At 49.8% G+C, this 22,518-nt stretch carries 15 protein-coding genes; 7 read left to right on the top strand and 8 right to left on the bottom strand.

The genetic code is table 11. The features are described from left to right. The first annotated feature begins 2 nt into the window (after positions 1-2). On the top strand, positions 3-650 hold the full coding sequence (gene hxpB, locus A9165_RS07830; protein ID WP_065955487.1) for a hexitol phosphatase HxpB: 648 nt from the start codon (positions 3-5) through the stop codon (positions 648-650). 86 nt (positions 651-736) lie between these two features. Continuing rightward, positions 737-1,255: a DUF3617 family protein gene (locus A9165_RS07825; protein ID WP_065955486.1), complete on the top strand. Its 519-nt coding sequence runs from the start codon at positions 737-739 to the stop codon at positions 1,253-1,255. Between the two features lie 8 nt (positions 1,256-1,263). Here the strand turns inward: A9165_RS07825 and A9165_RS07820 are convergent, their stop codons facing one another. Genes A9165_RS07820 through A9165_RS07810 form a run of 3 tightly spaced genes read right to left on the bottom strand, consistent with a single transcriptional unit; the run spans position 1,264 to position 4,997 of the window. Next, the gene (locus tag A9165_RS07820; protein WP_065955485.1) at positions 1,264-2,265 is read right to left on the bottom strand and encodes a LacI family DNA-binding transcriptional regulator; all 1,002 of its coding nucleotides are present in this window, start codon (positions 2,263-2,265) and stop codon (positions 1,264-1,266) included. A gap of 24 nt (positions 2,266-2,289) precedes the next feature. Further along, positions 2,290-3,630: a glycoside-pentoside-hexuronide (GPH):cation symporter gene (locus A9165_RS07815; RefSeq protein WP_065955484.1), complete on the bottom strand. Its 1,341-nt coding sequence runs from the start codon at positions 3,628-3,630 to the stop codon at positions 2,290-2,292. A 32-nt stretch (positions 3,631-3,662) separates the two neighbouring features. Beyond that, a complete protein-coding gene (locus tag A9165_RS07810) occupies positions 3,663-4,997 on the bottom strand; it encodes a GH1 family beta-glucosidase (RefSeq protein WP_065955483.1) in 1,335 nt (444 codons plus the stop codon). 160 nt (positions 4,998-5,157) lie between these two features. Between A9165_RS07810 and A9165_RS07805 the strand changes: the two genes are divergently transcribed. Both A9165_RS07805 and A9165_RS07800 read left to right on the top strand, forming a co-directional pair. After that, positions 5,158-6,429, top strand: coding sequence for a sugar MFS transporter (locus A9165_RS07805; RefSeq protein ID WP_065955482.1), 1,272 nt, complete (start codon positions 5,158-5,160; stop codon positions 6,427-6,429). Positions 6,430-6,433: 4 nt separating this feature from the next. Beyond that, positions 6,434-8,965, top strand: a complete 2,532-nt coding sequence (locus A9165_RS07800) for an exo 1,3/1,4-beta-D-glucan glucohydrolase (RefSeq protein WP_065955481.1) — start codon at positions 6,434-6,436, stop codon at positions 8,963-8,965. A gap of 15 nt (positions 8,966-8,980) precedes the next feature. On the opposite strand, the gene A9165_RS17205 is transcribed toward A9165_RS07800, so the two are convergent. The 3 genes from A9165_RS17205 to A9165_RS07785 all read right to left on the bottom strand — a co-directional run bounded on the left by A9165_RS17205 (position 8,981) and on the right by A9165_RS07785 (position 15,327). Beyond that, positions 8,981-9,268, bottom strand: a complete 288-nt coding sequence (locus tag A9165_RS17205) for a LytTR family DNA-binding domain-containing protein (RefSeq protein ID WP_369799940.1) — start codon at positions 9,266-9,268, stop codon at positions 8,981-8,983. Between the two features lie 436 nt (positions 9,269-9,704). Beyond that, positions 9,705-12,662 (bottom strand): TonB-dependent receptor, encoded by a 2,958-nt coding sequence (locus tag A9165_RS07790; protein WP_008950560.1) that lies wholly within the window; start codon positions 12,660-12,662, stop codon positions 9,705-9,707. Positions 12,663-12,687: 25 nt separating this feature from the next. Next, positions 12,688-15,327, bottom strand: a complete 2,640-nt coding sequence (locus A9165_RS07785; RefSeq protein WP_008950561.1) for a glycoside hydrolase family 16 protein — start codon at positions 15,325-15,327, stop codon at positions 12,688-12,690. 227 nt (positions 15,328-15,554) lie between these two features. On the opposite strand from A9165_RS07785, the gene A9165_RS07780 reads away from it, so the two are divergent. The 3 genes from A9165_RS07780 (at position 15,555) to A9165_RS07770 (ending at position 20,518) form a co-directional block, all read left to right on the top strand. Then, a complete protein-coding gene (locus tag A9165_RS07780) occupies positions 15,555-18,848 on the top strand; it encodes a winged helix-turn-helix domain-containing protein (RefSeq protein WP_083216246.1) in 3,294 nt (1,097 codons plus the stop codon). Between the two features lie 23 nt (positions 18,849-18,871). Continuing rightward, positions 18,872-19,246 carry a DP-EP family protein gene (locus A9165_RS07775; protein ID WP_008950563.1) on the top strand — a complete coding sequence of 125 codons (375 nt, stop codon included), beginning with the start codon at positions 18,872-18,874 and terminating at the stop codon, positions 19,244-19,246. Positions 19,247-19,543: 297 nt separating this feature from the next. Next, positions 19,544-20,518: a sensor domain-containing diguanylate cyclase gene (locus tag A9165_RS07770; RefSeq protein WP_065955479.1), complete on the top strand. Its 975-nt coding sequence runs from the start codon at positions 19,544-19,546 to the stop codon at positions 20,516-20,518. Between the two features lie 128 nt (positions 20,519-20,646). Here the strand turns inward: A9165_RS07770 and A9165_RS07765 are convergent, their stop codons facing one another. Beyond that, entirely contained in the window at positions 20,647-21,483 is an 837-nt protein-coding gene (locus tag A9165_RS07765) for a DUF3037 domain-containing protein (RefSeq protein ID WP_008950565.1), read from the bottom strand. Continuing rightward, a complete protein-coding gene (locus tag A9165_RS07760) occupies positions 21,480-22,199 on the bottom strand; it encodes a HipA family kinase (RefSeq protein WP_039928402.1) in 720 nt (239 codons plus the stop codon). Before A9165_RS07760 ends, A9165_RS07765 begins: the two co-directional genes overlap by 4 nt. Positions 22,200-22,518 lie beyond the last annotated feature (319 nt).

Here is a 22,518-nt window from a genome sequence, read left to right as displayed (position 1 = left end):
CTATGGCATTTCAGGCAGTAATTTTTGACATGGACGGTGTGCTGATCGACTCTGAGCCACTTTGGCATCAGGCCGAACAGCAAATTCTCGGCGGGCTGGGCGTTGATTTTAGCCGGCCACCACTACTACAAAGTACCGGCCTTACCACGGCTGCGGTCATCGCGCACTGGTATCAGCATCAACCCTGGCCCTTACTTAGCCCGGAGCAGGTACATCAACAGATTATCGATTTTGTTGCCTCTGGCGTCGCCAGCAGCGGCGAACCGAAAACCGGCTTACTGGCGCTGCTGGCCGAAAATGCACGGCGTCAGCTCAAGATGGCCGTCGCCACCAACTCGCCTAAGCTGCTGCTGGATACCACCTTACAGCGGCTACAAATCCGGCAGTATTTTCAGGCGCACTGCCATTTAGAGCTGGTCAGTCGCGGTAAGCCAGCACCGGATATTTATCTGCTGGCGGCCAGCCAGCTTGGCGTCGCTCCAGAGCAGTGTCTGGTCTTTGAGGATTCCTTTGCCGGCGTAACGGCTGCCAAAGCCGCCGGGATGACAGTGGTCGCCATTCCAGCAGAGCATGAATGGCAACACAGCAAATTTGCCATTGCCGATTATAAGATACGCTGCTTTAGCGAGTTTGACTGGGCCCAGCTGTAACCTGCAGCTAAGCAACAGCTGACTGGCAGAACAATGAAAATTGGTCTAGTCTTGCCATAAATCACTCTACTGCAGGGAGCAACCTGATGCGTATTCGCCTTCTTTTCACCCCGCTGTTACTGGTCAGTATGATGGCCAGTGCCAATATCGAACTCGATCTGGAACCGGGGCTGTGGCAACACAGCTTTAAAGTCAGTAGCCAAAGCGGCAGGCTGGAGCAGATGATGCAGGAATTTCAGCAGCAACTGGCCGCCATGCCAGAGGCGCAGCGGCAAATGATGCTGGACATGCTAAAGGCACAAGGTATGAGCTTTGATGGCATGAATGGCAGTATCGAAGTTTGTATGACCGCAGAAGATCTGAAGCAGGGCAAGCTGCCGGAGCAGGAAGGCTGCAATCAACAACTGACTCAGCAATATAAAAACCGCTTTAGCTATACCTTCCAGTGTAGCTCGGAGCCGCCAAGCAGTGGCAGTGGTGAAATGCTGATTATCGATCGCAAAACCTATCAGGGCACGGCCAGCTTTAGCAGCGACTTTGATGGTCAACAAGAACAGATGAAAATGAGTCAGCAAGGGCGCTGGTTACGTAGTAACTGCACCTAGTCAAGGGACTAAGTGGCAGCCAGCACCGAATCCCGGCTAATTAGCGCCGGTTCAAATAACTGCTGCACCTCGTTGCTTTCTTGCTGATATACCTCGCGCAGCACCCAGCGGGCAGCCATCTGCCCCATGGCACTGATCGGATAATCGATAGTCGACAGCTTCGGGTAGGTGTAATAGGCAAAATTGACATTGTCATAGCCCATTACCGACAGCTGCTGCGGAATGTTAAGCCCAAGCTCACGCGCGGCAGTAATGGCGCCCGATGCCATCTCATCGTTAGCACACACCAGCGCACTAAAGGCTTTACCCGTTTTCAGCAGGCTCTCTAAGCCCTTGCTACCACCGGTTTCGCGGAAATCACCCTCAAAAAATAGTGCCGGATCAGCAGTAAGCTGATATTCCGCCAGCGCGCGCTGATGGCCATGATAACGATCGCGGGCGTCGGTTTTCCACATCGGGCCGGCAATATAGGCAATCTGCCGGTGCCCTTGCTGCAACAAATGCCGGGTAGCCAAATAGCCACCCAGCTCGTTGTTTAAACTGATACAACGGTCGGCAATGGCCGGAATATGGCGGTTAAGTAACACAAAGGGCGTATCACCGGCGGCCAGCTGCAGTAAATAGTCATCGGATACCGCCTCGACATGCAGGATCAGCGCATCACAATTACGGCTTTGCAGAAAGTCGATGCCGTCTTGCTCGGTGGCCAGATCACTGTGACCTGCGGTAATGATCACATGTTTGCCAGCCGCGCGAAATTCGGCTTCAATACCGGTTAGCATGGCACCATAGAAAGGACCGTGCAGTTCCGATACCAGCACCCCGATACTGTTCGAGCGATTCGAGGCCAGCGACTGCGCAATACTATTTGGCCGGTAATCCAGCTGTGCCATGGCATCGAGCACCTTACGCCGGGTCGACTCCTTAACCGGCGTATTGTTGTTCATCACCCGTGATACGGTGGTCAGTGACACACCAGCCAGCTTGGACACTTCGTAAATCGTCGCCATAGTGCGAACTTATCCTTTCCTCAATCAGATTTTCATTGCGGCTTCGCGCGCCGCCAAATCGGCCGATACCTGCGCCACCCGCTGCCGGTGCAACGGATAAGAGCGCATTACCCAGGCGACCAATACTGAAGCCAGCGCCGGCAGCAACGTAAAGCTCAATAAAATACCCTGTTGCGTCACCGCCGATTGCTCTGCCGCCGGCTGATACTGATAAAACGCCAATAACCAGCCAGCTAAAGCACCACCCACTGCCAGGCCCAGCTTAATAAAAAATACCACCGAAGAGTACACCAGGCCGGTGGTGCGCACACCGGTTAACCACTGACCATAATCTACCACATCAGCCATTTTTGCCCACAACATTGGTGTCGCCATTTGTAAAAAGAAACACCAGGCGATATGCAGGGCAATTGCCAGCTGCCACTGACTGCTACCAACCCAGAAGCCGACAGCACAGAGTACGGCGGCCAGCAGTTGCAAGGCGATATAGGCTTTCACCTTATCTACCCGCGCGGCAACAAACTGGGCACAGGCGCAACCGGCGATATTGCCCAGCATACCCAGTGTCATAAAGGTGGTCACCAGATCCTCGCGCTGCAAAAAATACTTCACATAATAAATAACCAGGGTGTTTTTCAACACCATGCCGATGAGTAGCAGCAAAGCCGCCAGACTCAGCACCCGCCAGGCCGGATTTTGCCACAATGCCTTCAGCCCGGCTTTTAACGTCAGTTGCTGATCGGCAGGTGGCTTAACCCGTTCGCGCGTACCCTTAAAACAGAGTAAAAACAGCAGCACACCCAGCACGCTCATTGCCGCTATCGTCAGCTGATACCCTTTGGCCTGATCGCCCTGCCCAAAAAAACTCACCAGGGGCAGGGTGCAGGCAGTAACCAGCAAGCCACCCAGCATACCAAACACAAAGCGGTAGGATTGCACCGACACCCGCTCATCCGGATCGGCAGTCAGCACGCCGCCCAATGCCGAATAAGGAATATTGATAGCGGTATAGGCCAGCATCAGCAGGGTATAGGTGATAAAGGCATACCAGATTTTGCCGCTGGGCGATAAATCCGGCGTAGTAAAGGCCAATACGCTAATAAAAGCAAAGGGTAGCGCCAAATACAACAGATAAGGCCGGTATTGGCCAAAGCGGCTTTGGGTTTTATCTGCCAGCGCCCCCATCAGCGGATCGGTGATGGCATCGATAATCCGCACCACTAAAAACATGGTGCCGACCACAGCCGGCGAAATGCCAAAAATATCGGTATAAAAAAAAGTTAAAAACAACATCACCGTCTGAAAGATGATGTTGCTGGCAGTATCGCCAAGGCCATAAGCGATTTTTTCTTTTTTGCTCAGCATAATTCTACCCTGTTGCAGTGCGCTGCTTATTATTATTTTCTGCTTTGCCAAAGTTGCTGCAATGCCCGGCCGCTGGCTTTCACAATGCGCTGCTGACTGGCGTAATCGACATAGACTATACCAAAACGCTTGGCATAGCCCTCGGCCCATTCAAAATTATCCAGCAAACTCCAGGCGAAATAACCGCGCACATTCACGCCGGCAGCAATGGCCTGCTCGGTCGCCACTAAGTGGCTTTGATAATACGCCAGTCGGTCAGCATCCTGTACTTCGCCATCTACCAGTTGATCGACCATGGCCGCGCCATTCTCGGTAATGTAGACCGGCGGCAGCGGATAACGCTGATGTAGCTGTAACAGAATTTCCGTTAAACCCTGCGGATAGATTTCCCAGCCCATGTCGGTCAGTGGCGGTTGTGTCGGTTTAACATCATGAAACCAGTCATCTTTGCCGGCAGTAAACACGGTACGGGTATAGTAATTAATGCCGAGAAAATCCAGCGGCTGGGCAATAATTTGTAGATCGCCCTCAGCGATCTGCGGCAATTCAGCTGGCGCCAGGTAGGCGCTCAGATCCGGATAGCTGCCTTCCAGCAAAGGTTGCAGATACCACTGATTATGATACTGATCGGCCAACCAGGCGGCCTGTTGATCGGCTTTGGCTTCGGTCGCAGCAAAGCAAGGGCTGAAATTCAGCACTATGCCATTTAATGCCTTTGGACAGTTACGGCGCAACACCTGTAGAGCCAGACCGTGCGCCAGCAATAGATGATGAGCCGCCTGCCGGCCATGCTGGCGGTTTTGTTCACCCGGCGCATGAATACCTGCCTCATAACCCAGATAAGCGCTGCAGAACGGCTCATTTAAGGTGGCATAAGAGTAAACTTTATCGCCAAAGGCCTGACTGACCACCTCGGCATATTCGGCAAAACGATAGGCCGTTTCCCGATTTAACCAACCGCCCTTATCTTGCAGATATTGCGGCAAATCCCAATGGTATAGCGTAACAAAAGCTTTAATCTGCCGTGCTTCCAACTCAGCAAGTAAATCCAGATAAAACTGCAGGCCGGCCTGGTTAACACTGCCATCGGCGCGAATGACCCGGCCCCAGGCTACGGAAAAGCGATAGGCATCCACCCCTAAACCGCTAATCAATTCAATATCGTCACGCCAGCGGTTCAGATGATCGCAGGCCACCAGCCCATCAGAGCCGTCGCGAATGCGGCCAGGCTCGGCGCAAAAGGTATCCCAGATACAGGGCTCGCGACTCTCGGCCGCACCTTCAATCTGAAAGGCGGCGGTGGCGACACCAAAGATAAAATCTGAGCGTAACAGCGGTGAATTTTCGGCTAATACAATCTTCTGCATAGAGGCTTCTTCTGTCTAGTTTTTGCACATGCTTTTTGCACAATAGCACCAAAAAATATTGCGCTCAGCGGCAGGTGTGCTATAAATGAAAGCGCTTACATTAATACTAGACGCCGCTTTGCCGAACGTCAATTAAAACAGAAACGACAAGGGAACCCTTATGGCTGCCACACCTATTATTACGCCAGACGCTGCGGCGCAGCACGGCGCGCCAACCAGCTACCGCTTTGCGTTAACGGCTCTCACCTCATTATTTTTTATGTGGGGTTTTATTACCTGCTTAAACGACATCCTGATCCCGTATTTAAAACTGCTGTTCGATCTGAACTATACCCAGGCGATGCTGATCCAGTTTTGCTTTTTTAGCGCCTACTTTGTGGTGTCAGTGCCGGCCGGTATGCTGGTCAGCCGCATTGGCTACAAATCAGGCATTGTTACCGGCCTGCTAATCGCCGGTGCCGGCTGTTTGCTGTTTTTACCGGCGGCACAGATGCATGTTTATGCGATGTTCCTGTTTGCTCTCTTTGTACTGGCCTCAGGTATTACTATTTTGCAGGTAGCGGCGAATCCTTATGTCAGCGTAATGGGTAAACCGGAAACCGCCTCCAGCCGCTTGACCATGACGCAGGCCTTTAACTCTCTGGGCACCACAGTCGCGCCCTTCTTCGGTGCCTGGCTGATCTTCGGTGGTATGAATGCCCCTGAACCGGTACCGGGTGCCGTTACCGAATCAACAGTACAAGTGCCTTATTTAATCCTGGCCGCCAGCCTGATCGTATTAGCTGTCATTTTTGCCTGGTTAAAACTGCCGGCAATGGGTAAAAAAGATCCGGCAGAGGCTTTGCCACTGGGCGGTAAGGCCTGGCAGCAGCGGCATTTAGTGCTGGGCGCTATTGGTATCTTTGTTTATGTTGGCGCCGAAGTCGGTATCGGCAGCTTTTTAGCGATTTATCTGTCACAACCCGAGATTGGTGGCATGACCACAGCGGCTGCCTCGCACTATATTTCCTGGTACTTTGGCGGTGCTATGGTCGGCCGCTTTATTGGTGCGGCCGTGATGCAAAAACTGAATCCGGGTCGGGTACTGGCCTTTAACGCCATTATGGCGGTGTTGCTGCTGGCGATCACTATTCTGTCTTCCGGCAAGCTAGCGATGTGGTCATTACTGCTGGTTGGCCTGTGTAATTCGATTATGTTTCCGACCATTTTCAGCCTGGCGATCCAGGGTCTGAAACAATATACCAGTCAGGGCTCAGGTATTCTGTGTCTGGCTATCGTGGGTGGTGCCATACTGCCGCTGCTGCAAGGTATTCTAGCCGACCAGGTCGGGGTGCAACTGGCTTTTGTCTTGCCGCTGGTATGTTACCTGTATATTGCCTTCTACGGCCTGAAAGGCTGTATCCCGCAAACTCCCGCTGTAACTAAGGAATAAACGGATGAAGATAAAAAAAACCGCTATGGCTATGTTGATGCTCTCGGCCAGTGGCAGCCTGCTGCTGGGTGCCTGTAGCGAAGCGCCGGCACCGGTGGCACCTGATAATGCAGCCACCTCTGTCTGGCCACAGCTGAAGCTGCCAGTGGCACAGGATCCGGCGATGGAGCAGGCGATCAGTGAACTACTGGCGAAGATGACGCTGGAGCAAAAAATTGCCCAGATGATCCAGCCGGAAATCCGCGATATCACTATCGAAGATATGCGCAAATACGGCTTTGGCTCCTACTTAAATGGTGGCGGCGCTTTCCCGAATGACAATAAATACGCCACCCCGGCCGACTGGATTGCCTTAGCCGAAGCCATGTATCAGGCGTCGATGGATACCAGTGGCGATGGTATTGCCATTCCAACCATGTGGGGCACCGACGCGGTGCACGGCCACAATAACGTGATTGGCGCGACCATTTTTCCACACAATATCGGTTTAGGTGCCGCGAATAATCCGGCGTTGATTGAACAGATAGCCGAAGCCACCGCGCGCGAAGTGATGGCGACCGGTATCGACTGGGTGTTTGCGCCGACCGTGGCCGTAGTGCGCGACGATCGCTGGGGCCGCACCTATGAAAGTTACTCCGAGAATCCGGATATCGTACGCGATTATGCCGCAGCTATCGTGCGGGGGTTACAGGGCGCTGCCGAGCAGGATTTTCTCAGTGAGCGGCGGGTGATCAGCACGGTAAAGCACTTTGTCGGCGATGGCGGTACTACCGGCGGTGTTGATCAGGGTAATACCGAGGTTAGCGAAGAAGAGCTGTTCCGTATCCATGCCCAGGGCTATGTCGGCGGTTTAGAGGCTGGCGCCCAGACAGTAATGGCGTCTTTTAATAGCTGGAATGGCAGTAAAATTCATGGCGATCGCTACCTGCTGACCGAGGTACTCAAAGATCGGATGGGTTTTGATGGTTTTGTCGTCGGCGACTGGAATGGTCATGGCCAGATCCCGGGTTGTACTAATGATAACTGCGCCCAGGCAGCGAATGCCGGCCTGGATGTGTATATGGTGCCGACTGCCGCCTGGAAGCCGCTGTATTACAATCTGATTGAGCAGGTAAAAACCGGCGTGATCCCAGAAGCGCGGATTGATGATGCCGTACGGCGTATTCTGCGGGTAAAGAAACGTGCTGGCTTATTTGATAAGCCAAGCCCGGCACAGCGCCCACTGGCCGGTCGTACCGAGTTAATCGGTGCGCCAGAACACCGCGCCGTAGCCCGCGATGCCGTGCGCCAGTCGCTGGTACTGCTCAAAAATAACGAGCAGTTACTGCCGCTGAAACCACAGCAACGTATTCTGGTCACCGGCCCTGGTGCCGATAATATCGGCCAGCAATCCGGCGGCTGGACCATCAGCTGGCAGGGTACCGGTAATACCAATGAAGATTTCCCGGGCGGCACCTCGATCTATGGCGGTATTGCCCGCCAGGTTACGGCAGCCGGTGGGCAGGTTGAGTTATCAAGTGATGGCAGCTTTACGGAAAAACCCGATGTCGCTATCGTGGTCTTTGGCGAAGAACCCTATGCCGAAGGCAATGGTGATCTGGATAACCTCGAGTATCAGCGCGGTAATAAAACTGATCTGGCGCTGCTGCAACAGTTAAAAGCGCAGGGCATTCCAGTGGTGTCACTCTTTATCAGTGGCCGGCCTATGTGGGTCAATCCGGAGCTTAATGCCTCTGATGCCTTTGTTGCGGTCTGGCTGCCGGGTAGTGAAGGCGAAGGCGTAGCCGATGTGATCCTGCGCAATGCCTCTGGTGAGGTGCAATATGATTTCCACGGCAAGTTATCCTTCTCCTGGCCAGCGACACCACAGCAAAGTACTGTCAATATTGGTGATGCTGACTATCAGCCGCTGCTGCCCTACGGTTTTGGCCTGCGCTATGGCGATGCCAGCACCCTGAGTAATACGCTGTCAGAAGATAGTGGCGATGCAGCTGGCAGCGCTGAGCAAGTTATTTTTGAACGGGCACCACGTTCGCCATGGCAGTTACAATTACTAAGTGGTAGCGAGCGTGTGGCGGTTACCAGTAGTGTGCAGGAGTTTGGTGCTATTCGTAGCCGTACCTTTGATAATCAGGTACAGGAAGATGCCCGCCGCTTTGAATTTAGCGGTAAAGCAAATGCTGGCTTTAGCTTTAGCAGTACCTTCCCAAGAGATCTGCGCGCCTTTATTGGTAATGAAAGCCAGTTAACATTGAAATTAATGCGTAATGGTCCGGTACCTGATAGCGTGCTGTTAGGCGTGAATTGCGCAGCAGAATGTCAGGCAAGCCAGAATATTGCCCCTGCCTTGGCGGCAATGCCAGAAGGGGAATGGCAAACCTTGCAGCTTAGCCTCAGCTGCCTGCAGCAACAGGGCCTTAACCTGAATCAGGTATTAAACGTCTTGACCATCCAAAGCGAGGGGGCCTTAATATTAAGTTTGGCCGATGCACGCTTAGTAGCAAATGGCGTTAACCCTGCTCTAGCTTGTCAGTAATCGTTGCAGCCTCTCTCAAGGACTCAAACTTGAGAGAGGCGCTTGTTCCAAAAATAACTGCACCGCTTTTACCTTACTCCGACTTACCGGGATCTCGGTATGGTCATGCAGCACAAGCACCCCTTCACGCCCAAGTTTTTTAAATCGTACAATCGCAGAGCGACTCACCCAAAAAGAACGATGAGGCTGGATCCCATCAAGTTCCCGACACTTCCCTATAGCATCTTTAAGATTTGCCAGAATAAGCGCTTGACCCGCTGTTGTTACCACCAGTAAATAATGTAGCTCTGACTTTAAATACAGGATCTGACCGCGCTTGGCAGCCTATAAATACCTATCAGAAATAGTCTTATCTTCTGCTTTATCTTCAGTTTTAGGAAGCGAGGTTAGCTCTCCAACCTTAGCGGATGCAATAACAAGCTTAAATCCTAATTGCCAGGGTGCATTTATTGCTATTCAACATATTACGACTGGGGGTAGCACAACACTAATATCACTTATTATCGCTACAAACCATTGAGTCTTTGTTTCGGGTAATCATACAGAATTACGCCATGCCGGAGCCAAGTCCGGCAATTTGAAAGATGAGCGCAATGGTGAACTGCTGGCTAATCTGAATTACAAACCCTTTACCTGGCAGCTTGGCTTTTCCTATCTCTTCTGAACACATACCAATCAAGTAAAGCAAAAAAATGCCCGCAAAGCGGGCATTAAAGACAACCAGGGAGTAGCACAACAGTTAGAAGCGGTAACGGGCACCTAAGGTATAACGCGGGCCATATTGCCGGGCGAACAGGAACTGTTCTTCATAACGGCCGTAACCTTGCTCGGTCTCATTGGTCAGGTTGATCCCTTCAAAGAATACCGTAAAGTTATCGGTCACATCATAGTTCACACTCATATCCCACTGTCCGTAGGCTTTAGCAAATTGTGGTGGATTGTCTGAAGAACCCTGGCCCTGGCCAACCCCAATTAGATAACTGTCACGCCAGGCATAAGTCAGTTTCACTGACCAACCATACTGCTCATAGAACAGTTGCAAGTTGGCCGAGTCACTAATCCCTTCTAGCGGGGCTTGCTGCACCAGACTATCGCGATCAAACTCGACATCGCCATTTACGAAGGTCGCATTCACCCCAAAACCAAAACCGGTTTCACCTAACAGATGCTGCCAGGCTACTTCAACACCCTGAACTTTTTTGCGATCGGTGTTCTTCGGTTCAGTGATACTCCAAACGATCAGCGGGTCTTGACTGGTTGGTGAGATTTTATTATTTGCATCACCGTGGCCATTAGCTAACATTTGTTGATAAATAGCCGTAGTATCTGCTTGCTCTCCCCTTGCGATAATTTGCGCTACTGCTTCACGATATCTGGGACCATCCAGGATATCGTGCAAACCTGGGATTGTCGTAGTCGTCAGGCCACGACTGATAAAGTTATCTACGCTCTTGTAGAAATAGCCAACCGCAGCATAACTGCCCGGGGCGTAGTAATACTCTAAGCTTAGATCCAGGTTAGTTGACTCATATGGCAACAAATTGGTATTGCCCTGGCTACCGCTTCTGGAGCCAGGTTTCGGACTGCCGGTTAAGCTGCGGCCGCCAGCCAGATCGCCAAGTGGGGCACGGCTAATGGTTTTACCGATAGAGAAACGACTCACCAGCTCATCAGTCAGGTCAACTCTTAAATCAATACTCGGTAACAAGACGTTATGCTTACCTGTAAACTGAGCATAATTATCCTCACCACCTTCCTCGTACTGCATAATCCATTCAGATTCACTTTCCCAATTAACCTGACGTTCTACCCGCTGCCGCACTGTACTGGTGACATCTGTGCGCTCATAACGTACACCCGCATTTAACTGCACCGGTAAGTTTGCGACTTCAAATTCCCAGGCAGATTGCAGATAGAGGCTATCCGTTACTTCACCCACACTGCTGGCACCGGTTAAGCCGTTAAAATAAGCATCCGGTACATAGGCGTCAGTGCCCAGCAAGGCTTCCGTCAGGTACGCCATCTGTCGAGCTACGGCTTCGTCAAAGCTATAGGTGTAATAGTAATTGCTCACCAGATCTCTGCCACCGCCTTTAAATTGATCAAGGAAGTTGCCGGTATCACGCCGGGTAAACATACCGTCCGGAAAAATAAAGGTAAAACTTGGATTAAAGCCCGGACCACCACGTAGCCCACTCCAGGCGTTAGTGCCACCCATTGTTTGATCGGTACGGGCTATACCACCTTTTACCGACACCAGTGGGATTTTAAAACGCGAGTTAAACCAGGTTCCATCCAGCTGATATTGCTTAATTTCTGTTTCACCTGGTGAGTGAATAAACTGGCTAAAGTTAGAGTCAATCTCTGATGGTAACAATTCACGGGTACCGTTACGCCACAGCACATAGGCCTGAGGAATTTCCCCGTTACGATAATCGTAGATTTTTGTCCGCAGACGATCTGAACCCAGAATAACCTGGCCGGCACTGCCCAGACCTTTATCCACACCATTATCGGTTTTGTTGTTTGAATCGTGGAAATCGAAACTTAGCTTGAAGTCATCCGTCAGCTGCCACGCCATATTAAAACCAATAGAGGCCGCTTTGACTTCTGTAGTATCCCGGTTGGCGGTAAAAGAGCCATCGTTACCGCTGATATCGGCAAACACCGCTGTGCCGTTTTTATCTAATTCGTAAGCATTGATATTGCCCCCGAATTCGTTCCAGATCCCCCAACCAATGCTGTTGGTACCAGTCAAGGTGCGGCTGCCGGTATAATCCAGCGTAAACGTCAGATCGTCTGTTGCCGCATACTGAAAGGTTAGCTGACCATTGGTGCGTTCGCGCTGAAAGTCAGCAATACTGTAGTTCATATCTTTTGGGAAGAAATGGTTACCGATTGGTAAACCGTCTGCTCCGACTGGGCGGCGGTCAACTACATACTGTGAATCCAGATTAGGCAGTGGCACATTCGCCTGCCAGCCCTGAATATTCGCCTGCTGGATTTGGAAATCTCGCCGCGAGTGAGAGAACGAGAAAGCCGCTCCAAAGCGATCGTCAGCGAAAGTGTTGCTATACACTGCCGCAAACTCCGGTGTGACATCTTTCCCGGCTTCATTTGAACTATCATGCAAGCCACGACCCATTACCGCAAATTTCTGACCTGGGCTGTTTAATGGCTTGGAGGTCACAATATTCACCGTAGCACCTAAACCGCCGCTAGGTTTATCGGCTCGTGCAGTTTTATAGACTTCTAGCGCACTCACCCCCTCAGACGACAAATTTTCCAGGTTATACGAACGGGTATAACCTGTACCAGGCATCTGCCGGCCATTTAACGTAATCAGGTTAAACGATGGCCCAAAGCCACGCACCGTGATCTGACTACCTTCGCCATTGACCCGACTAACCGAGACCCCAGTGATCCGTTGTAACGACTCTGCCAGGTTAGTATCCGGAAATTTACCCATCTCTTCGGCCGAGATAGCGTCCATTACGCCATAACTTTCACGTTTAACATCCATCGAGCGGGCTAAACTACCGCGAATACCTTTAACCTGAATAATCTCGATCTTCGGTTCAGCATTGTCATCAGACGTCATGCTGTCTTGTGCCATTAGCGGTAAACTTATTCCGGATAACAGCACCATTGACACTGCGGTAGCGACCCGGCTTTTGCTAAAAGTTGTTGTTTTCATCATGTTCTACTCTCGTCGCACCGTATTAGTTATTTGAAATTTCAACATTATCAATCTGATATACGGCACCCTGGCCGGTACCCCAAGCCGGGAATACCATCAGCACGCTGATATCACTGATATCTAAACCGGCATCAAATAAACTTTGTAGCGAGAAGCTGTAGCGTTGCCACTCACCAGTAACCGGCGCCACGCCATTGTTACCCGCACTTAGCGCCAACTCGACTGCCGTCGCTGCACCACTGGATTCAATTTTGAAGAACCAGCTGCTGTTTGGATTGGTTGGCGCAGATACGACGCGCATATCAAAGCTGACGCTACCATTGGCCAATAAGGCACTTGCATCAAAGGCTTCACCTTCGTCAGCCAGGAAACCCAGTACGGTCTCTGGCCAACCCAGAATTTCAAACTGCGCGACCTTGCCGTATGGCGCTCCTACATCAACTACCTTAGGTGTTGAACCGGCACAGCAGTCCCATAATTCCCAACCTGCTTTCACAGCGTCACGGAACAGCACCAACTGGTTATTGCCGGCATTAGGGTTAAAGATTTTCACTTCATTCACGCGGAATACCGCACCTTCGCCAGTACCCCAGGCAGGGAAGATCATCAGTACGTCAATAGCGCTAATGTCCAGACCCGCATCGAACAGCGATTGCAAACTAAAGGTATAAGTTGCCCACTGACCTGTAACGGGGGCCTGGCCGCCATTACCGGCACTTAGAGGTAACTCAACTGCTGAATCACCGCCTGCGGCTTCAATTTTAAACAACCAGGTTGAGGCAGGATTCGCCGGAGCGTTTACAACCTTGACGTTAAATTGCACCACACCATCGGCTAATAGTGCCGACGCATCAAACGGATTACCGCCACCTAGCGGACTTCTGTTATAGAAGCCCAGCACTGTTGGTGAAGCACCTACAGTGAATTGTGCGGCCAAACGATCGGTTTCCTCATCCAGTACTTCAATCGGGGTACTGCCACCACAACAATCCCACATTGGCCAGTCAGCGTTAGCGCCATTGTTAAAGATCACCAGTTCCGGGAACTCCGCAGGCTGAGAAATTTTCACATTAGTCACCCGGTATACCGCACCTTCACCCGAACCCCAGGCCGGGAAAATCATCACTACATCGATTGCCGACAAATCTAAACCCGCTGCATCCAGCATACTTAGAGGGAAAGTGTAGCTTTGCCATTGCCCTGTTACCGGGGCAACACCTTCGCTGCTGGCAGTAAGCGGCAATTCAACAGCGCTAGAGTTCTCGTTACTTTCTACTTTAAATAGCCAACTGGAACCCGGATTTGCCGGGGGGCTAACCACCAACATATCAAAACTGATGCTACCTTTATCTTTTAACGGAGATGCATCAAAAGGACTGGCCACCCCGGGCGGGGTAACAAAGGCAGAGCGGCTAATAAAACCATTAACGGTAGGTGACGCACCCACGACAAACTCGTAAACATTGCCACGGCTGGCATCCTGCACTATGGCTGGAGTAGAACCACCACAGCAATCCCAGGCTGGCCAGTTTGGATTGGGTGTACCATCAAAAATGGTCAGATTCTGTGCCACTCCTGTGGAAGGCGGTACAGGAATAGGCGCTTGCCCTGTTACCAGGGTATCACTATCCAGGTAGCCAGCCCGAATAGTTTCACAACCTTTACCATTGCGGGGATTAGCCTGACATTCATAGACACGAACCCAATCCACTTCGAAAGTCTGGCCGTTTTCAAATGCCGCAGCGTCAATGCCCAGATTATTTACGTTCTCTGGCCAGTTTCCGCCAACAGCTAAATTCAGAATCAGATAAAAACGCTGATCAAAGGGAGCTGCGTTATACTGGGTTTCAAGCTTACCGGTGGCGATATTAAAATATTCGGCGAACCAACCGCGATGGTTTAGACCGATTAACTCCCCGCGACTATTGGTGCGCACCCGGGAAGCCTGCTGGGTTTGATAAAGATAGCCATTAACATACCAACGAATTTCACCCTCCTGCCATTCGATAGCATAGGTATTAAAGCTATCAGCAGGATTAGCTCCGTTCGGTAAAGTGTAAGACTTACCACTACTGGCATTGTTAGGCCAATCACGTCCGTAATGCAAAGTACCGTAAACTTTAGCTTCTACATTACCTTCAGCATCAACGGTTTTAAGATTAACGGCTTCAAAAATATCGATTTCGCCTGATTTGGGCCAACCACCATACACTTCATCAGTTGGCATCATCCAGATTGCAGGCCAAGAACCCTGGCCTGATGGGGCTTTCGCCCTAACCTCGATACGCCCGTACTTCCAGTCCCCCTGATATCGGGTATTTAAACGTGCCGACGTGTAAGGTAAAGGGGCGCCTTCGGCCGCTGGCCTGGCAACAATTTTCAGGGTGCCATTAGAGACAAAAGCATTTTCCGGACTATCGGTATAACATTGTTTTTCCTGATTGCCGCCACCACGACAGTCAATTTCAAATGTCCATTTTCGCCGATCAATACTATTGCCTTCGAATTCGTCACTCCAAACTAACTTCCAGTCACTGACCGGCTTAGTTGTATCTACAGCGGAAAAGTTTGAATTGGTGTTTACATCCCCGCCACAGCCACTTAGCCCCACTGCCAATAGTGCTGCGGCCAGGGGGGTTGCTGTTTTCATTTTAATGGTCATACCCTGAATTCCTGTTTTTTGCCTTGTCACGCCAGCGGCAGGCCACGCCATACCGCCCACTTAAAAATGTAAGCGCTTACATAAGGTAGAACAAGAATTTTCAGCCGTCAATGCACTGTGTAAAAAAAGCTCAGATTTAATTCCGCAGCAATGGTAGGAAAGTTGCACAAACCCCGGGCTATTCGGCAACAATACTTTGTCGCTAAACAAATCAACAACAGCGTGTTATGGTTGATTCCAGCCCTGCGATGACCACGAATAACAACGCCCTTATTATGCAAAACATCTTCTTTTTTGGTGAATGGCAAATTAACCCGGCAGCGAATACGCTGCTAAAGCAAAAGCTCCAATACCAATTGGAGCCCAAAGCCATGGAGTTATTATTACTGTTATGCAGCCACGCCGGCGAAGTGGTCACGACCGACGAAATTATTAACCGCTGCTGGCCCAGGCTGGATACCGGCGATAACCCCCTACATAAAACCCTGGCGCAGTTACGCAAAGCCCTTGGCGACAGTGCCACCCAACCCCGTTATATTGAAACCATCCGTAAACGCGGTTATCGCGCCATTGCAGAAGTACGCTTTCCGGTTGGGCAAGAGCAGAGTGTTAACGAGCTGAGCTGGCAACAAGGCTCGCCGTTTCCGGGCTTACAAGCCTATGACGCCCGCTACGCCAGTGTATTTTTCGGCCGCGGCGCACAGATCAACACTTTATTATCGCGCATCGCACAACAGGTAAAATTTGGCAGGGCGTTTTGTTTGTTACTGGGGCCTAGCGGAAGCGGCAAATCGTCACTGGTGCATGCTGGTGTGCTGCCTAATTTAATGCAAACAGGTGGCTATCATGGTATCGAAGTACTAAGTTACTCCAGCCTGGATTTAGCCGATGTCGCGCCCAGGCAACTGTTGCTTAATTTAGCCAGCACCCTGTTAGACTGGGAGTTGCAGGATGAACCCGTGTTGACAGGTTACAGCGCCGAACACCTAGCCGCTGCACTAACCGCAACCCCAGAGCTGATTCTGAGTATGTTAAACCAGGCTCTGCAAAATGGCCGGCAGGGCTTAAAGCGCCTGGCACTTTTTGTCGATCGCCTGGAAGTGTTGCTGTCGTCGCCGCTGTTTAATGAAACCGAGCGCAGCCAATTTATCAGCCTGCTGGAGCAGCTAGCCTGTAGCAACAGTGTGTTGGTGCTGAGTGCATGCCGCAATGAGTTTTACCCTTTGCTGGTTAATTACCCTACGCTGATGGCCGGCAAAGCCAGGGGCGCACATTTCGATTTGGCCGCTCCCACTCGTAACGACTTGCTACAGATGATCAGGCTGCCGGCGCTTGCTGCCGGGCTGGGTTTTGATACCGACCCCGATACCGCCATTCCGTTAGACGAAATACTCTGTAGCGAAGCCGCCAGCAACCCCGACGCCCTGCCAATGCTGCAATACACCTTGCAACAACTTTATTTACAGCGTAGCAGCGACAATAAGCTGCAAGTGGCGACCTATAAAAAGCTGGGCGGTATTGAGGGCGCTATCGGTAAAAATGCCGAGCAAGCCATTTGCACCTTAACGGAAACCGAGCAAGCCAGCTTGCCGGCCGTACTCTCGTTGCTGGTGACACTGCGTGAAGATGAGCAAAGCATTACCAGCCGCAGCGCCCGCTTTAGTCAGCTAAATACCGATGCTGAGCGAACCCTGGTACAAACGCTAGTAGAACAACGCCTATTTGTATCGCACTTACAACAAGGCGAGCCCTGCTTTAGTGTGGCACACGAAGCGCTACTGCGGCGCTGGCCGCGCGCCACCGCCTGGATTAGCGAGCACCACGACAGCTTAAGCATTAAGAGCCGTCTGCAACATTTGCAGCAGCGCTGGCAGGCCGAACAGGGCAATAGCGCTTATTTATTGGCCCCGGGCAAACCGCTACAAGAAGCGCTGCAGTTAAAACGAAACCCGTTATTTCAGCTCGATACCGCCGAGCTGGCCTTTATCGAGGCATCCGCTCAAAAAGCCCGGCAAAAACGCTGGCTACGCCATGGCACTATCGCCGCGCTGTGCTTGTTAACCGTTACAGCCTTTGCCATGAGTTTTAAAAGCTATAACGCTGAACAACAAGCGCAGCAAAAACGCCTGGCTGCCGAAAATCTGCTGGGGTTTATGGTAGGCGAATTTGCCGACAAGCTGCGCAGTATCGGCCGGATGGATCTACTGGATGGTATTAGCAATAAGGCGTTGGAATACTTCACCGACTTTAGCAATAGCAGCACCTTACAAAGCACTGCAGCCATGCTGCAGCACGGACAAACTCTGACTGCCATGGGCGAGGTGGCTTACTCGCGCGGTAAAATAGATGAAGCCAGCGCCGCCCTGCAAGCCGGCCGCAGTCAGTTAGAAGCCGCACTCAAACTACAACCAACAAATCTCGAGCTGCTGAAGACCCTGGGCGCCAATGCCTTCTGGCTGGGACAGATCCAATACGACGCCAGTAACTGGCAGGGCACCCAGCACGAGTTTCAGCGTTATTATCAGTACAGTGAATTAATGTACGAACTGGCGCCCGACAGCCTTGATGCCATTATGGAGTTATCCTACGCCACCAATTCTCTGGGCTCGCTGGCGATAAAACAGCAGCAATTTGCTATAGCGCGGGAAAACTTCGAAGAATCGCTGCGGCTAAAATTACTGGCGCAGGCAAAACAGCCGGAAAATACACAGCTACTAGCCGATATTGCCGATACCCGCTCCTGGCTCGCAAGCGCAACGCTGGCTGAAGGTAATTTACTATCGGCGATAACAATTCACAAAGCGTTACAAAATGACCTTGTCCTGGCTGAAGTAAAAGAGCCGTATTTATTAGACATATTATCCAGCAGTTACCAAATTCTTGCTGATTTTCTCAGTTATCAAGGAGATTTCGAAACTGCACGTGCATTTTATTTAGAGGGTTATCGGACATTAGCAAAGGCGTTAGAGCAAGATCCTGACAACAGTCGTTGGCAGAGAAGAAAATATCTGTTGGATATCAACGCGCTAAACTTTTCAATTAACGACGATATAACAGCAATTGAGCAACACGTGAGTTCACTCAAACACATCTTAACTTCAGGCCCTACTCAACTATCAGATTCGCAACGTAAAGAGCTTTTATCGAGGTTGTGGCTGACAACCGGAGTAAAATTACATCAAATCAATCAGATCGCCTTGAGCGAAAATTATACCGATCTGGCTGTCTCCGGCTACTCAGAGCTAAGTGAAAACTTTCCACTAAATCGAGCACATTATATTGCGTTACTGGAGAGCCAATTATTGCAAGCCAAAACGCGTTCTGTACTGCATGGGCAAGATAAAGCAGTAGTAATTTGTAGAAACATCAAAGACAGACTTGCTGACATTATCGAAAACAACAAGGAGCCGCGGTATCTTATCAACTATGCAAAAGCGTTAGACTGTTTAAATGAAATAAGTGAACACTCAGTGCTGATATCCTTGCTACAACACAATGCGATTACCAATTTCCACTTTTGATCAACACAACCAAGGAAAAGACGATGCCCATTCCCAATGCCTCTCTGATGATCAATGTCATTGTAAATCTGGAACAAGGTGAACCCACTTTTAGTTACCAAAGCACAAGCGGTGAACCTTTACCCAGTGGCGATATAACCGTTACGGAAGCCAGTACTATTACTTACCGACTAATCGATAATACCGGGAAAGGTTTAAAATTTGTCGGAGCCGGTTTTAGTACGCCATTTGATGGCGTTATCGACGCTGTGACTGTAAGCAGTGATGGCCAATACCTGCAACTGCTGGATACAGATCAAACGGCAGGCGATACTAAATTTCAATTTGTACTATCAAACTCAACGAACTCTTTATTCGTGTTAAGTCCAGATCCGCAAGTTAAAAATGAACCAGATTAAGGTCAACGCAACTACAGATACGCGCGATCTTTAACTTCTGAGCTAGCCCCAACCGGGGCTTTTAACCTTATCAATACGTTCCTGTTCCAACCCGGCTTATACCAATCACTACCAACGCCAGCAGCCGAAACGGCATTTAATGCCCGCTTATTGCCTATTACTTCCTGATCAGGCCAACAAATAATAAAAATAATCAAACAGAATCAGAAACTTAAAAAGTAAGGTTACCGAAAGGTTCTGGCGCAACCAAGGCTCTATAGTGAGTCATAACAAAACTCACTACTGCGGAACACCAAGATGAGCGTAGCGCCTTTCAAAAGCACTTTATCAGCCGAAGCACGCCAGGACGGCAACAGCGGCTTGTCAGTAAGTCGTGACGAAAATACGGCCGACTTTAATATCAACCGCTTTATTCAATATCTGGCCGAAGCGGTTCTGGTGGTGAATACCGATGGGGTAATAGAGTGTGCCAATGCCAAGGCTGCGTTGTTGTTAAATAGCATAGAGCGGCCTTTACTTGGTGAATCCTGGACGGACTTTTTACATGACCGTTGTGTAGCGCAATATCAGGGACTGGTCAAAATAGTAGCGAAACAAGTGCTATCGCTGCAAACTGGCCCTACAGAGATGGTTATTCGCTGCGCAAATGGTGAACTAAAAGATATTGAGCTATCTGTGTCCTTTTTATCAGAACCTGAGGCCAGACTGTTACTGATTTTACGCGACCTAACCCGCCAAAAAGCCGAGTTTGAGCAACTACGCCGCCAGGCGGCAACGGATGCCTTAACCGGCCTGGCAAATCGCCGCAGTTTTGACGAACAATTATTGCACCATTGGCTACAGTGCACGGCAGCAAAAAGACCTCTTAGCGTCATCATTATCGATATCGACTTTTTTAAGCAGTTTAACGACAGTTACGGCCATATTCAGGGTGATGCCTGCTTACGTAAAGTCGCGCGCGCTATTCTTCAAGCAATGCCATTAGACGCACAACTGGCCGCCCGCTATGGCGGTGAAGAATTTGCGTTGATTTTGCCTAACTATAATGAAATTAAAGCATTAGCCGTAGCCCGAGAGGTTCAGCAAGCGGTCAGGCAATTACAATTTACCGATGCAGCTTTACCTGCTTCTGTTGGCATTACAGTAAGTCAGGGCATAGCCAGTGAAATTAACGGCCAGTTTCGCACCAGCACAGCGCTATTATGCGCCGCGGATACCGCCTTATACCGTGCCAAAGCAGATGGCCGCGACTGTATTAATACCAGTTGCTAAAACATGACACCGATATTTGCAATTGTCGGTAGCACTAAATTGTGTATCCAAGTTGCATACCATTTTTGGCATATTCACTTGCTAGATACGGCAAATCTTAGAAGTTTTAAGCTTCCGATTGGGTAGAATTACTGAAGTTTAAAACCATCTGGTATTAATGCCTGTTTGGCAAAACAGCTAATGCCGGCTTTATCTTTATAATCCAAAGTTTGCACGCCAAAGGCTGCCAATTCACGCTCTACTTCTCTGAATGCACCGAGCAATTTGCTGTCGCTAACTTTTGGCCCCTGTAATGGCAACAAAATATGCTCTTTATGTAGCACATGATGATTTACCAGTCGCCGAAAACGACCAAGCCATTGTTCAGCATGGTCAAACAGCCTAATAGCAGTTTGCTGGCGAAACGCTAAGGGTCTTATCACAAAAAGGCCGTTGGTTTTTGCCACCAGCGGCAGTGTTACTTCAATAAAATTATCCTGAATTTTCTGCTGTTTAAAGTGAGTCAGCTTTTCGTCTTTTAACTGCTGTCGAATGACTTTAACCATTAGGTTTTCTTGATACTCTTCGGTCAGAAAAGTACGGTGCACCAGGCGCTCAAACAACTGTTCAAGCACGGCAGTCGGTTTCTGGTCCAGATATAAAGAACGCAGTTCAGAGTAGCGTATCAAGGTTTCTCTTGGCCGTACCACTTCCTGCATCTGTTGTGCTAACGCCTTTGGGGTGAGCCGAGTGACATAAGTTTGTATCCGTTGTAATTCTTGCTCGACCGTCTGCAGTGTAGCCTTGTAAAGCTTGCCTTCAAGGTCTTCAAAAAAGTCTGTTACACGGGCAAACCGGCTTGGCGCCAGGCGAAAATCAAATAAGCCTAATTCTGGGGCGCACAGTACTATACCGACGTTAGCAAATTCGCCCGTCTCAACATGAGGTAGAAACCGTACTATTGCATACTGATATAGCGTTTTCATATCAGTACCTCCCAAAATTCGTCGCTGTTAAATGAAGCCAGTATGTCGTTTATTTCTGCCAGATAACCCGGCTCTTCTGCCAACCATTCAGGCGGTAAAGTGGCAGCATACTGGGGCAACCCTTGTAACGCAATGGCGAGTTTCGCACTGTAATGCGTACGCCATAGTGCATCATGTTGCGAACCAAACCAAGCATTGTAAGCTAAGTGTAGTTTGGCATTGTCCTTGAAATTATAGTCGGTCTCAAAAGCCAGATTATGGTCTATTACTATATATTGCTTTGAAGCTGCCTGATAAAACAAGTTCGGATTGCCACCTTTTTCGGTAATAGTCCGATCCTCATTTCGGATCCAGTAATCAAAAAGAAATAGATCACGAGCGTATGACTCAGGCATAGATAAAACACTTGTAGGTGTTACCTCCAAAAGATCGGGTACAAGTTCCGATGCAAACACTACACTGTCACCTGCTCCTAACACGCGACTGGCAACGTAATCAAAATGCAAAAGACCTTGTGGTAAGTAAGCACAACAATATGCGGGCACCTTTAATTGTAAAGCCTGACCAAGGTATGCACATACCGCCTCGTTTATCAGTCCTTTACAACCTGCTTGAGGTCCTTTTATATAGTAGTGCTTGTTGTCAGATAATCGGCAGAGATAAGGCTCTGTTCGACCTTGACTGGACTTTTGCTGAATTTCAATTACGTCGAGCACCAAAGCCCCCTTTTGATTGCGGCATTAACATCCAGAATTCTGAAACTGCTTTTAAGTTAGTCAGTTAGTTAGCAGCTCGCAAGTAATTTGCGTCAATCAAGCTGTCTTACCCTACTAAAACCAAGGCTTTGTGCATCGAGAAGCACTTTTGGAAACAAAATTAAACTGTGAGGCTTAACCGAAATTCATGATAAAGGTACAGCTAATAAAGCGGTAAAAAAAGGCCATCACAGCATACTGTTAATGGCTGTGGGTGAGCAATAAAGTTTCATACTGACTCACCTATAGGCCTTGGTTTTTAGCTGGAAAAATTAGTGTG

The organism is Alishewanella sp. HH-ZS, assembly GCF_001704375.1.
Lineage (GTDB): Bacteria > Pseudomonadota > Gammaproteobacteria > Enterobacterales > Alteromonadaceae > Alishewanella > Alishewanella aestuarii.
Note: the sequence above shows the minus strand (reverse complement) of the source record. Positions and strands in the feature narration are given on the sequence as shown.

Coding starts and splice junctions, on each gene's coding strand:
- A9165_RS07820 (WP_065955485.1), bottom strand. CDS start 2,265: ATGGCGACGATTTACGAAGTGTCCAAGCTGGCTGGTGTGTCACTGACC.
- A9165_RS07775 (WP_008950563.1), top strand. CDS start 18,872: ATGCCCATTCCCAATGCCTCTCTGATGATCAATGTCATTGTAAATCTG.
- A9165_RS07810 (WP_065955483.1), bottom strand. CDS start 4,997: ATGCAGAAGATTGTATTAGCCGAAAATTCACCGCTGTTACGCTCAGAT.
- A9165_RS07770 (WP_065955479.1), top strand. CDS start 19,544: ATGAGCGTAGCGCCTTTCAAAAGCACTTTATCAGCCGAAGCACGCCAG.
- A9165_RS07785 (WP_008950561.1), bottom strand. CDS start 15,327: ATGACCATTAAAATGAAAACAGCAACCCCCCTGGCCGCAGCACTATTG.
- A9165_RS07815 (WP_065955484.1), bottom strand. CDS start 3,630: ATGCTGAGCAAAAAAGAAAAAATCGCTTATGGCCTTGGCGATACTGCC.
- A9165_RS07780 (WP_083216246.1), top strand. CDS start 15,555: ATGGTTGATTCCAGCCCTGCGATGACCACGAATAACAACGCCCTTATT.
- A9165_RS07800 (WP_065955481.1), top strand. CDS start 6,434: ATGAAGATAAAAAAAACCGCTATGGCTATGTTGATGCTCTCGGCCAGT.
- hxpB (WP_065955487.1), top strand. CDS start 3: ATGGCATTTCAGGCAGTAATTTTTGACATGGACGGTGTGCTGATCGAC.
- A9165_RS07825 (WP_065955486.1), top strand. CDS start 737: ATGCGTATTCGCCTTCTTTTCACCCCGCTGTTACTGGTCAGTATGATG.
- A9165_RS07790 (WP_008950560.1), bottom strand. CDS start 12,662: ATGAAAACAACAACTTTTAGCAAAAGCCGGGTCGCTACCGCAGTGTCA.
- A9165_RS07805 (WP_065955482.1), top strand. CDS start 5,158: ATGGCTGCCACACCTATTATTACGCCAGACGCTGCGGCGCAGCACGGC.
- A9165_RS07765 (WP_008950565.1), bottom strand. CDS start 21,483: ATGAAAACGCTATATCAGTATGCAATAGTACGGTTTCTACCTCATGTT.